Consider the following 12,076-nt stretch of genomic DNA (forward strand, 5'->3'; position numbering starts at 1 on the left):
GCCGCATCAGGTTTAATTGGTGCAGGCACGCTTTTTCATAAGTTATCTAAAAAGAGGTTTAGTTCATTGGCTGATCAGCTCTCGCGGCTTGGAAGCTCACAACCATCATCAGTACATACACCAGCTGCATCCTGTTTGGACGAGCTGCCGCTAATCATAGTGAAAGGAGAACGTTCATCCCATGCTTTTTGAAGCGCATCGTGAAATACCTCCTCAGGCTGAGCACCAGAAACAGCAAATTTTCGATCAAATACAAAGAATGGAACACCCTGAACGCCTAACTTAGCACCTTCAGTTTCATCAGCTCTAACTTCGTCGGTAAAGCGGTCACCGGCTAATATGGCAGCGGCTTCGTTATGATCCAAACCAACTTCGGCTGCCAACGCTGCCAGTACTTCATGATCCCCAGTATGCTTGCCTTCCATGAAGACAGCCTGAAATAAACGCTCGCTCAATTCCAGCATTTTGCCTTGTGTGTGAGCCCAATGCGTTAGACGGTGAGCATCGAAAGAGTTTGTCGGAACCATGGCATGAATATTGTACTCCAGACCTGTAGAACGTGCGTTTTCGGTCATGCGATCATTCATGGCATGAGCCTCTTGCAGACTAACGCCATATTTTGCTGATAGTTCCTCATTAATCGTCTTACCACTTTCTTTCACAGCATTCGGATTTAATTCAAAACTCTTGAATGTCAATTGAACCTCATCGCGATGTGGGAACTGCTGCAAGACTTGCTCCAAACGGCGTTTGCCAATATAACAGAACGGACACATATAATCAGACCAAACTTCGATATTCATCAGGAAATGCCTCCATATATATATTTTATTAAGCAACTGAGAGTGAATCAGCATACTTTAGTATAAGCAAAAGGTGAAACTTCATCAGTTACAAAAAGATTATACGGCTATTGCTTTCGATGTGCAAATAATTAATGCTTGTCAAAAAATAAATGCTATGATATTTTATATGTGTAACCGGTTACACAATTGGAGTTGAACCTACATTATGACAACAATTAAGCAAGTAGCAAGTTTTGCAGGTGTTTCCGTGGCGACCGTATCCCGAGTTATTAATGAAACCGGCTATGTCCACGAGGATACACGGCGAAAAGTTGAAGCTGCGGTGAAGCAGCTAAATTACAAGCCTAATGAAGTTGCACGTTCTCTGTATAAAAAGAAATCCAGATTAATCGGCCTGCTGCTGCCGGATATTACAAACCCTTACTTTCCCTTGTTGGCTCGTGGGGTGGAGGATCGAATGCAGGAAAATGATTTTCGTATTATTTTCGGTAATAGTGATGAGGATCGCCAGAAAGAATTAGATTACATGGATACTTTTGTTCAGAATAATGTTGTTGGGGTTATTTCATCTACCAATGACCCTGCTGCCGACTGTTACGCCAAACTGAAAATACCAGTCGTTTTTCTCGATCGGACTTCCAGTGACAGTCTCTCCGTTTATGCGGATGGAGCTCATGGCGGTCGCTTGGCTGCTCAGGCTATGGTTGCTCGTGGCAGCAGACAAATTACAGTCATGCAGGGTCCTGCTCATATTCGTCCAGCACAAGATCGTTTTCGCGGGGCGGTGGAAGAGCTTCAGCAATCCGGTATTGCTTACCATGTCGTTGAGACAACGTCCTTTTCGTTCAAGGAAGCTGAGTTGTGGGCCAAAGAGCTGTTCAGCAAGTATCCTGATACGGACGGAGTTATTGCCAGTAACGATATTGTAGCTACCGCGGTGATGCATGAGGCACATAGATTAGGAAAAAAAATCCCGGAAGATGTTCAAATTATCGGGTTTGATGATATACCATTAAGCAGCTTGTTATTTCCGCCATTATCAACAATCCGGCAGCCTGCTTATGAAATGGGCTGGGAAGCGGCAGGTCTGCTCATTCAATTGATTGAGCAGTCGCAAGCAACGAAGTCAAGTGTACCTATCCTTCATTCGAAAGTACTTACCTATTCAAGCATACAATTGCCCGTCAAATTTATCGAACGGGAAACAACGAGAAAGGTGGATCATCATGGCTAAAATTTCGGTTATCGGAAGCAGTTCGATGGACCTCGTAGTTACTTCTTCCAAGCGTCCCGGTGCTGGTGAAACGGTATTGGGAGAAAGCTTTACAACCGTACCTGGCGGTAAAGGAGCCAATCAGGCAGTAGCTGCAGCACGACTCGGGGCGGACGTTACGATGATTGGACGTGTAGGAGACGACCATTTGGGACAACAGATTTTACGCAATTTTGAAGAAAATCATGTTCATATTAACTATGTGAAACCGGTTACACATATGGAAAGCGGTACAGCACACATTGTACTAGCCGAGGGTGATAACAGTATTGTCGTGGTAAAAGCAGCGAATAATGAAGTTACACCCGCTTACGTGGAAGAAGCGCTTGATGTTATTCGAAGTTCGGATATTGTATTAATTCAACAGGAAATACCGGCGGAGACGATTGTCTATGTAAGCGAAATTTGTGCGAAGTATCAGGTACCCTTGCTGCTGAATCCAGCCCCGGCTCGTGAGGTGGAAGAAAGCGTAATTGCCAATGCAGCCTACATTACGCCAAATGAGCATGAAGCCGCCATCATGTTTAAGGATATGAGTCTTCAAGAAGCGCTGCGCAAATATCCGAACAAGTTGTTTGTAACGGAAGGCAGCAACGGTGTACGGTTTTTCGACGGAGAACAGGAAGTTGTAGTTCCTACTTACAAGGTCGAAGCCGTGGATACAACAGGTGCAGGAGATACGTTCAACGCTGCTTTTGCGGTGGCACTGGCTGAAGGAAAATCGCTGGCAGACAGTGTGAAATTTGCTAATCGTGCTGCGTCATTGTCCGTTACCAAATTTGGAGCGCAAGGTGGAATGCCAACCCGTCGTGAAGTAGAGGAGCAATTATAATGAAGAAACATGGAATTCTAAACAGTCATATATCCAAAATATTAACGGATCTCGGCCACACGGACTTTATTGTCGTGGCTGATGCCGGCTTACCAGTTCCTGAAGGCGTTACCAAAATTGATTTGGCATTGAAACTGGGTATTCCGTCCTTTCAGGACGTTGTTGATGTCATTGCCGCAGATATGGTGATTGAAAAAGTAACACTGGCTGAAGAAATCAAACAAGAAAATGAACAAGCGTTACAGTATATTATGCGCACCTTTGCAGGAGAGCAACTAGAGCATTCGCAGATTATTCAGCCGACTGCCGTCATTGAGTTTTGCTCACATGAACAATTTAAGACATTAACTCGGCAAGCCAAAGCTGTCATCCGTACAGGTGAGGCTACGCCGTTTGCCAATTGTATTTTACAGGCAGGAGTTCTTTTTGGATAAATTAGTGTTGAATAAAAAAGGGGGGAATAGCATGCAGATTCAAATGAAAGGAATTCACAAAGCCTTTGGAACCAATCAGGTACTAAGTGGTGTTGACTTTGATCTCCGTGAAGGAGAAGTACATGCCCTCATGGGTGAAAATGGTGCAGGCAAATCAACGCTGATGAATATTTTAATCGGACTGCATCGACGCGATGAGGGAACGATCATCATTGACGGTCAGGAAACCTATTTTGCCAACCCCAAGGAAGCGGAGCAAAAAGGAATTGCTTTTATTCACCAGGAACTGAATGTATGGCCAGAGATGACGGTACTGGAAAATCTATTTATCGGCAAGGAAATGACTTCCAAGTGGGGATTACTAGATAGCTCTAAAATGAAAGCGCTAGCAAATGAGCAATTTAGCAAGCTTTCAGTAAACCTTCCTTTGAACGGTGAAGCAGGCGAGTGTTCAGTTGGTCAACAACAAATGATTGAAATAGCCAAAGCACTCATGACGGATGCCAAAGTGATCGTAATGGATGAGCCGACAGCAGCCTTAACCGAACGGGAAATACAAAAGCTGTTTGAGGTTATTACTTCCTTGAAAAAAGATGGTGTTTCAATTGTGTATATTTCTCACCGGATGGAGGAGATATTCGCGATCTGTGATCGGATTACCATTATGCGTGACGGGAAAACCGTAGATACTCAAGCGATCCCCGATACGAATTTTGACGAGGTTGTACGGAAAATGGTTGGCAGAGAGCTGACTGAACGCTACCCGGTAAGAACGCCTGCTTTGGGAGAAGTGGTGCTAGAGGTCAAAAACGCATCACATAAAGGTCTATTTGAAAATGTGAATTTTACAGTGCGCTCTGGGGAAATTGTAGGTTTTTCGGGCTTGATGGGCTCGGGACGGACCGAGATCATGCGGTCGTTATTTGGACTGGATACTTTGGATCGTGGTGAGATACACGTACGTGGGAAAAAGGTATCTATTCGCAAGCCGGATGATGCAGTGAAACTAGGGATTGGCTTCATTACAGAAGATCGAAAAGATGAGGGCTTAGTGCTGGATTTTTCCATTCGGGAAAACATGGTGCTGACGAATCTGTTCAGTTTTACATCAAAAGGATTTATATCAGGCAAAAAAGAGATGGATTTTGTTAATACATTAATTAAGCGCTTACAAATCAAAACCCAATCAGCCGAAGCGACGGTTGGCAGTTTGTCAGGTGGCAATCAGCAAAAGGTGGTTATTGCCAAATGGGTAGGTATCGGTCCCAATGTGCTCATTCTTGACGAACCGACGAGAGGCGTGGATGTAGGAGCCAAACGGGAAATCTACCAGTTGATGAACGAACTGACCGAACGTGGAGTCGCAATTATCATGGTATCCTCAGAGCTTCCCGAGGTACTTGGCATGAGTGATCGTATTGTCGTGGTGCACGAGGGAAAGATCAGCGGAGAGCTAAGCAGGGAAGAAGCCACACAAGAAAATATTATGACGCTAGCTACAGGAGGACAGTAATATGACAACTATGAATGAAGCAAAAGGTAGCAAAGGCATCCAAATATCACAAATCACACAGAAGCTTGGCCCATTGTTGGGGCTCATTATTTTGGTGATCATTGTATCGGCCTTAAATCCCAGCTTTTTGGAACCGCTTAATATTTTGAATTTGTTGCGCCAGGTATCTATTAATGCGTTGATTGCGTTTGGTATGACCTTCGTTATTCTTACAGGCGGAATCGATTTGTCCGTTGGCTCTATATTAGCACTATCCAGTGCGTTTGTCGCAAATATGATGTTGGCCGGCTTCGATCCGATTTTGGCGATTATCATTGGCTGTGCATTGGGTGGCGTGATGGGAATGGTCAACGGCTTGATGATTACGAAAGGTAAAATGGCTCCGTTTATCGCCACACTCGCAACCATGACTATTTTTAGAGGATTAACATTAGTTTATACCAACGGTAACCCTATTACGGGGCTCGGAGATAGTCTGGTATTTCAATTATTCGGTCGTGGTTATCAGTTTGGTATTCCGGTCCCGGCGATTACGATGCTCATTACCTTTGCTGCTCTGTGGATCATTTTGCATAAAACACCTTTCGGACGCAAAACGTATGCCATCGGCGGCAACGAGAAAGCTTCGATTGTTTCAGGTATTAAAGTACCACGTGTAAAAATCTGGATTTACTCTTTGGCGGGAATGCTTTCCGCATTGGCGGGTGCTATCTTGACCTCACGCTTGAATTCAGCGCAGCCGACAGCAGGTGCTTCTTATGAACTGGATGCCATTGCGGCTGTCGTACTAGGTGGAACAAGCCTTTCGGGAGGACGCGGACGGATTGTAGGTACATTAATTGGTGTGCTAATCATCGGGACACTAAACAACGGCTTGAATTTGCTGGGGGTTAACTCTTTTTACCAAATGGTCGTAAAAGGGATCGTCATTGCTATTGCTGTATTGATTGATCGTAAAAAATCCGCATAATACACCTAATCTTGCATAGAAGGAGACACACAAATATGAAAAAGCTTACATTAATCATGACGGCCTTGCTGCTCCTGCTCATGACAGGGTGTTCCCTGGAACCGCCTGAATGGGCGAAGCCTAAAGCGGCCGCAGACCTGAAGGACATAAAAATCGGCTTGTCGATCTCAACATTGAATAATCCATTCTTCGTTTCCCTCAAAGACGGAGTTGTTGCAGAGGCCAAAAAACAAGGATTGCAGGTTATTGTGGTCGATGCACAAAATGATTCTGCGAAGCAAAGTAATGATGTGGATGATCTGATCCAACAGGGAGTAAATGCGTTACTCATTAATCCAACAGATTCGTCGGCTATCTCCACTGTGGTACAGTCAGCGAATGCTTTGAACATTCCTGTAATTACGCTGGACCGTTCCGCTGACAAAGGTGATGTGAAAGCGCTAGTCGCTTCAGACAACGTCGAGGGAGGACGGATGGCTGCCAGATACGTGATTGATCAAGTCGGAAAAGGCGCCAAGGTTATTGAGTTGGAAGGCGTTCCAGGCGCATCGGCTACCCGTGAACGTGGGAAAGGCTTCCATGAAGTGGCAGATAAGGACCTGAAGGTCATCGCCAAGCAGTCGGCTGATTTTGATCGGACCAAAGGTTTGAATGTGATGGAAAACCTGCTGCAAGGCAACCCGGATGTTCAGGCGGTATTTGCCCACAATGATGAAATGGCGTTGGGAGCGATTGAAGCCATTCAAAGCTCTGGTAAGAAAATTCCAGTTATCGGTTTTGATGGTAACGAGGATGCGCTTAAATCAATTAAGCAAGGGAAACTAACAGCCACCGTGGCTCAGCAACCTGAGTTGATTGGACAATTGGCAGTGCAAGCAGCCAAGGATGTACTTCAAGGTAAAACCGTGAAAACATCGATTCCCGCCAAACTGGAGTTAGTGGATCAATCCAAATAGGAATGGGCATGGGAACCAACCTATGAAGCATTCGAACTGATGCAAAGAATACGCATCAGTTCTTTTTTTTTTTTGGATATTTTGCCAAGACGATATATACACATAAATGGAAGTTTTTAATTTTTGTATTGTAAGAAGAGACGGTAAAAGATAGAATAACACTTGTATGATAATGAGAATCACTATCATTTTATGAAGGCATATATCTAAGGAGGACGTATATTGTGCAACAAAAGAACAGATTAAAAAGAGGAATTATGCTTGGTTTTGCCGTTTTTTTGATGGTTGTATTGGCTGCATGCGGAAATGCACCAAGTAGTAACCAGACCAATGACAAGAGTGGAACGGATGCCCTTAACGGGCAATCCAAATCAGTTGCCACGCGCGAATATGTTGATGCCACTGGCAAAAAGATCAGTATCCCTGCAAATCCACAGCGGGTTGTCACGACACAATATTTGGATGCGATGCTGGCTTTAGGTGTTAAACCAGTAGGGGCTGCTTCTCATGTGTTAGAAGGCGACTATTTGAAAGGTAAGATTGACGGGATTGCTGATATTGGGAATCCGACAAATGTGGAAAAGGTATTAGAGCTACAACCTGATCTGATTATAGCAACAGAAGATACCTCGCCAGAAGTGAGGGAGCAACTGGAGAAGATTGCTCCAACCGTAGCTGTTTCTTTTGGAGATGGAGATGTATTTAAGCAACTGCGGGATGTCGCAGCCGTACTAGGTAAGGACAAGGAAGCCGATCAGTGGATTGCTAGTTTTGACAAAAAGGCTGAAGTAGGTCGAAAAAAGGTGGCTGGAAAATTCAAGAAAGATGAAACGATTACCATTTATATGACCTACGGTAAGGACGTGCTGAGAGTGTACGGGGCGCGAAATGTAGGACATGTCATCTACCGTTCACTGGAATTGAATCCTCCAGAGTACATACGTCAGAAGCTCGCAAAGGACCCGAAGTATAACTTTGTATACGATAGCATTTCGATGGAAAAACTGCCTGAACTGTCAGGAGATCGTATTATTATGCTGGTTTACGATGAAGCGACTAAGGACGGAATGTTGAAGGAAATTGAACAAAGTGCGCTGTGGAGAAATCTCCCGGCTGTCAAAAACCACAAAGTGTATTTCATCAAGGCCGATCCTTGGTTTACCTACTCACCACTGGCTATCGATCAATCACTGGATGAGGCCGTTAACATGTTTTCCGTCGAACCTAAATAATCAGCTCATTTAAATAGGAAGGGAGAAGTCTTATGCTAAGACGATTTTTTGAATATTACCGTCCCTACCGGACTTTGTTTATCATTGATTTTACTTGCGCCATACTAGCTGCACTGCTGGAACTGGCTTTTCCACTTGCAGTCAATCGGGTAGTTGATGATTTGCTACCCAGTGGAAATTGGAAATGGATTTTATTTGCCTGTTTATCTTTGCTTGGGATTTATGTCGTAAGTGCCGGATTGAATTATGTCGTTACCTATTGGGGACACAAGCTGGGGATTAACATTGAGTCAGATATGCGTAAAAAGCTGTTTGATCGAGTACAAAAGCAATCCTTTCGCTTTTTTGACAATAACAAAACAGGCCATCTAGTCTCCCGTATGACCAACGATCTGATGGATATTGGAGAGATTGCCCACCACGGACCTGAAGATTTGTTCATCGCACTGATGACCCTGGGCGGGGCTTTCGGTATCATGCTCAGCATTAACTGGAAACTAGCAGTTCTGACGTTTATTATCGTTCCACTGATGATCTACCTGTCCTTGTATTTTAGTCGCAAAATGAATGCTGCATTCCATCGTATGTTTTCTGATATTGCGGATTACAACGCCCGGATTGAAAATAACGTTAGCGGTATCCGTGTTGTTCAAGCGTTTTCTAACGAAGCACATGAAATGGATCGTTTTGCTGAGAATAATGGACGGTTTCGTAAAACAAAGCTGATCGCATATCGCATTATGGCATGGAATTCTTCAATTAGCTTTATTCTGATGAAGCTGGTCTCGTTGTTTGTGCTTGTATGTGGAACATGGTTTGTTATTAAGGGGCAGATGTCCTATGGGGAATTTATCGCATTTGTAATGCTGTCCAATGTATTCCTCGCACCCATCAAACAAATTAACTCTGTCATTGAAACGTATCCCAAAGGAATTGCCGGCTTCCGACGTTACTTGGATTTGCTGGAAAGTGAATCTGACGTAGAGGATCTTCCAGGTGCGAAGACCGTTAAGCATCTCAACGGAGATATTCAATTTGAAGGTGTAACGTTTGGCTATGAAAACAAAGACAAGGTACTGCGCAAAGTGGACCTTGCTATTCATGCAGGAGAAACTGTAGCTCTTGTGGGTCCATCAGGAGCAGGCAAAACGACACTTTGCAGCTTGCTGCCACGCTTCTATGATGTCGAGGAAGGCAGCATTAAGATTGATGGCATGGATATCCGTGAAATGAAACTGGATTCGCTGCGGTCCATGATTGGAATCGTACAGCAGGATGTATTCCTTTTTGATGGAACGATTCGTGAAAATATCGCTTACGGCAAACTTGATGCTTCAGAAGATGAGATCTGGGATGCTGCCCGTCGAGCCCAGATTGAAGAACTTGTTCGATCCTATCCAGAAGGGCTGGATACGATGATCGGTGAGCGAGGCGTAAAGCTGTCCGGTGGTCAAAAGCAACGTTTATCCATTGCCCGGATGTTTCTGAAAAATCCTCCAATTCTTATTTTGGATGAAGCGACATCAGCATTGGATACAGAGACAGAAGCTGCAATTCAGCAAGCTCTGACAGAGCTATCTCAAGGTCGCACGACACTCGTGATTGCCCATCGTCTGGCAACGATTAAAAATGCTGACCGCATTATTGTAGTTGCAGATCAAGGGATTGCCGAGCAAGGAAAACATGAAGAATTAATGGCTGTAAAAGGTGCATATAGCCGCCTGCACCAAGCTCAGTATGGAACGTAAGAGTCAATTGCGACTCCGTAAATAGAGAGAGGAATGAATGAGTTTGACAAAGAAAATGTGGATTGTGACGATGCTTTTGTCAGTCATTGTCATTCTTAGCGCCTGTGGTGGAAAGGTAAATCAGCCAGAAGAAAAGCAGAATCAAGCTTCTGATGAACCAAAGTCGGCTGTAACCAAAACAGTCAACACGATTCATGGAGATATTCAGATACCTGCCCATCCTCAACGGATTGTAGTGGATTTATACCAAAATGATTTATTAGCACTAGGTATCAAACCTGTCGGAAGTGTGAAGTATTTTCTAGACAATCCATACTCGAAGGATCTTGTACAGGGCATTGAAAGCATAGGAGACCGCAGTAGCGTATCCGTGGAAAAAGTATTGACTCTACAGCCGGATTTGATTCTGATTGCTTCCAAGGATGCTTCTGAATATGAGAAATACAGTAAGATTGCTCCGACTCTCGTTATTCCTTATGGAACATACAAGAATGTGCATGAGGAACTGACAGCTTTTGGTGAGCTGCTGGGAAAAGAACAGGAAGCCAAAACATGGCTTGCCCAATACGACCAGCGATTGCAAGCTGCACGTGACAAATTAAAGGGAATTGTTCAACCCGGGGATACTTTCACAGTAATGGAAGCCACAGATAAAGAATACTATGTATACGGTGATAATTTTGGCAGAGGAGGACAGGCGGTTTATAGAGGATTGAATTTGACACCTCCACCACTTGTCCAAAAAGAACTATTAGGCGAGACTCAATGGAAGTCAATTTCCAAGGAAGTTATTAATCAATATGCTGGCTCTTACATTTTTCTGACGGTTAACAAGGATTTGAGTGGTTATGAAGGAGACAGCATATGGAAATCACTGAGTGCGGTCCGTAATGGGAAGGTTTTTGAGCTTCAGGAGGATCGATACTGGTACTTCGATCCTATCGCTATTATGGGGCAAGCTGAAGAATTGGCAGATATGATCGTCCAGCGGAATAATGAAAACGTCTCACAGAAGTAATGGTTTCGGTAATGTTGGCAGCCCTTTGGTATTTTTGCCGGAGGGCTTTGTTTTTTCACAAAATAGCAGGGCATTAGAGAATCGTTGAAATTTTGCTATTGAAGCCGTTGCCACATTAATTTACAATAGTAAAGATTGCATGATAATAATTCTCATTATCAAACATTATCTCCACTACAGGTTTTCGTGATACCTACATACTATTCAACAGTAAGGGTGAACCATAGTTATGAAATTATCAGAATCTTCGGATAGTCCTGCTCAAAGTAATCACAATCAGCCGCCGACTCAATTTCACTCGCGGCCATGGGCGGCTTCGCTTATCCTGACAGCCGGATTAGCACTGTTAGCGTTCGGTATCGCTCTTTCTTTATCATTTGGTGCAGCCTCAATCAGATTGGAGGAGGTCTGGAACGCCGTCTTTCATTTTAATCCTGAGCTGCAAAACCATCAAATTATAAGGGAAATCCGTCTACCTCGAATTCTGGGTGGTGTGTTAATCGGAGTTTGTTTTGCCGTAGCAGGGGCCATTATGCAGGGAATGACCCGCAATCCGCTTGCGGACTCTGGCTTGCTTGGGCTGAATTCGGGCGCCAGCTTGACGATGGCGATTTGCTTTGCTCTTTTTCCGGGTACTTCCTTTTTGCAGTTAATGTTGTATTCTTTTGTAGGTGCAGCCTTGGCGGTTGTGATGGTCTATGGTACAAGCGCTATTTCCAAATCAGGTATTACGCCAGTTCGTCTTGTATTGGCGGGTGCTGCTGTCACGGCGTTGCTGTCTGCCTTAGGTGATACGATCAGTTTATACTTTAATGTTGGACAGGATTTGGCCTTTTGGTACGCTGGGGGACTTAGTGGAACTAAGTGGGTTCAGCTAGGCATTGTCGTTCCGTGGGTTGTGGCAGCTTTTATCGGTGCTCTCATGTTATCACGCTCTATTACGTTACTTAGTCTAGGCGATGAAATTGCGTTGAGTCTTGGTCAGCGAACTGGGATGGTAAAGATCGCCGGGATGATTCTCGTATTGATCCTGGCAGGTGCCGCGGTATCGCTGGTTGGTTCTATAGGCTTCGTGGGTTTGATTATTCCCCATATTACGCGCAAACTGGTTGGGGTTGATTATCGCTGGATTATTCCTTGTTCGGCTATAATGGGAGCTTTACTTATCGTTTTTGCCGATCTGGCGGCCCGTATGATTAACGCACCTGAGGAAACACCAGTGGGCGTACTTATTGCCTTAATTGGTGTTCCATTCTTCCTTTATCTGGCACGTAAAGAAAGGAGGGCACTGTAA

Annotated in this window: 11 protein-coding genes; 10 read left to right on the plus strand and 1 reads right to left on the minus strand. The window is 44.3% G+C overall.

The genetic code is table 11. The features are described 5' to 3' along the window. Nucleotides 1–74: 74 nt before the first annotated feature. Entirely contained in the window at nt 75–803 is a 729-nt protein-coding gene (locus ACXHJ1_RS18850) for a DsbA family oxidoreductase (protein WP_107733534.1), read from the minus strand. A 208-nt stretch (nt 804–1,011) separates the two neighbouring features. On the opposite strand from ACXHJ1_RS18850, the gene ACXHJ1_RS18855 reads away from it, so the two are divergent. The 10 genes from ACXHJ1_RS18855 to ACXHJ1_RS18900 all read left to right on the plus strand — a co-directional run bounded on the left by ACXHJ1_RS18855 (nt 1,012) and on the right by ACXHJ1_RS18900 (nt 12,076). Beyond that, nucleotides 1,012–2,040, plus strand: coding sequence for a LacI family DNA-binding transcriptional regulator (locus tag ACXHJ1_RS18855; RefSeq protein ID WP_107733535.1), 1,029 nt, complete (start codon nt 1,012–1,014; stop codon nt 2,038–2,040). Then, nucleotides 2,033–2,911 carry a ribokinase gene (gene rbsK / locus ACXHJ1_RS18860; protein ID WP_017427746.1) on the plus strand — a complete coding sequence of 293 codons (879 nt, stop codon included), beginning with the start codon at nt 2,033–2,035 and terminating at the stop codon, nt 2,909–2,911. Before ACXHJ1_RS18855 ends, rbsK begins: the two co-directional genes overlap by 8 nt. Continuing rightward, entirely contained in the window at nt 2,911–3,345 is a 435-nt protein-coding gene (rbsD, locus tag ACXHJ1_RS18865) for a D-ribose pyranase (RefSeq protein ID WP_090890548.1), read from the plus strand. Before rbsK ends, rbsD begins: the two co-directional genes overlap by 1 nt. Nucleotides 3,346–3,376: 31 nt before the next feature. Further along, complete coding sequence (locus tag ACXHJ1_RS18870; RefSeq protein ID WP_031461557.1) at nt 3,377–4,858, plus strand: sugar ABC transporter ATP-binding protein; 1,482 nt, start codon at nt 3,377–3,379, stop codon at nt 4,856–4,858. Between the two features lies 1 nt (nt 4,859). After that, nucleotides 4,860–5,828, plus strand: coding sequence for a ribose ABC transporter permease RbsC (rbsC, locus tag ACXHJ1_RS18875; RefSeq protein WP_017427749.1), 969 nt, complete (start codon nt 4,860–4,862; stop codon nt 5,826–5,828). Between the two features lie 35 nt (nt 5,829–5,863). Beyond that, nucleotides 5,864–6,784 (plus strand): ribose ABC transporter substrate-binding protein RbsB, encoded by a 921-nt coding sequence (gene rbsB / locus ACXHJ1_RS18880; protein WP_457905029.1) that lies wholly within the window; start codon nt 5,864–5,866, stop codon nt 6,782–6,784. Between the two features lie 224 nt (nt 6,785–7,008). Continuing rightward, nucleotides 7,009–8,016 (plus strand): ABC transporter substrate-binding protein, encoded by a 1,008-nt coding sequence (locus ACXHJ1_RS18885; RefSeq protein WP_457905030.1) that lies wholly within the window; start codon nt 7,009–7,011, stop codon nt 8,014–8,016. Between the two features lie 32 nt (nt 8,017–8,048). Beyond that, the gene (locus ACXHJ1_RS18890) at nt 8,049–9,764 is read left to right on the plus strand and encodes an ABC transporter ATP-binding protein (protein WP_016820751.1); all 1,716 of its coding nucleotides are present in this window, start codon (nt 8,049–8,051) and stop codon (nt 9,762–9,764) included. A gap of 37 nt (nt 9,765–9,801) precedes the next feature. Further along, nucleotides 9,802–10,782, plus strand: coding sequence for an ABC transporter substrate-binding protein (locus ACXHJ1_RS18895; RefSeq protein ID WP_222821774.1), 981 nt, complete (start codon nt 9,802–9,804; stop codon nt 10,780–10,782). Nucleotides 10,783–11,011: 229 nt separating this feature from the next. After that, complete coding sequence (locus ACXHJ1_RS18900) at nt 11,012–12,076, plus strand: FecCD family ABC transporter permease (RefSeq protein ID WP_457905031.1); 1,065 nt, start codon at nt 11,012–11,014, stop codon at nt 12,074–12,076.

It is taken from the genome of Paenibacillus sp. ALE2, from assembly GCF_054113385.1.

Coding starts and splice junctions, on each gene's coding strand:
- ACXHJ1_RS18850 (WP_107733534.1), bottom strand. CDS start 803: ATGAATATCGAAGTTTGGTCTGATTATATGTGTCCGTTCTGTTATATT.
- ACXHJ1_RS18855 (WP_107733535.1), top strand. CDS start 1,012: ATGACAACAATTAAGCAAGTAGCAAGTTTTGCAGGTGTTTCCGTGGCG.
- rbsK (WP_017427746.1), top strand. CDS start 2,033: ATGGCTAAAATTTCGGTTATCGGAAGCAGTTCGATGGACCTCGTAGTT.
- rbsD (WP_090890548.1), top strand. CDS start 2,911: ATGAAGAAACATGGAATTCTAAACAGTCATATATCCAAAATATTAACG.
- ACXHJ1_RS18870 (WP_031461557.1), top strand. CDS start 3,377: ATGCAGATTCAAATGAAAGGAATTCACAAAGCCTTTGGAACCAATCAG.
- rbsC (WP_017427749.1), top strand. CDS start 4,860: ATGACAACTATGAATGAAGCAAAAGGTAGCAAAGGCATCCAAATATCA.
- rbsB (WP_457905029.1), top strand. CDS start 5,864: ATGAAAAAGCTTACATTAATCATGACGGCCTTGCTGCTCCTGCTCATG.
- ACXHJ1_RS18890 (WP_016820751.1), top strand. CDS start 8,049: ATGCTAAGACGATTTTTTGAATATTACCGTCCCTACCGGACTTTGTTT.
- ACXHJ1_RS18895 (WP_222821774.1), top strand. CDS start 9,802: ATGAGTTTGACAAAGAAAATGTGGATTGTGACGATGCTTTTGTCAGTC.
- ACXHJ1_RS18900 (WP_457905031.1), top strand. CDS start 11,012: ATGAAATTATCAGAATCTTCGGATAGTCCTGCTCAAAGTAATCACAAT.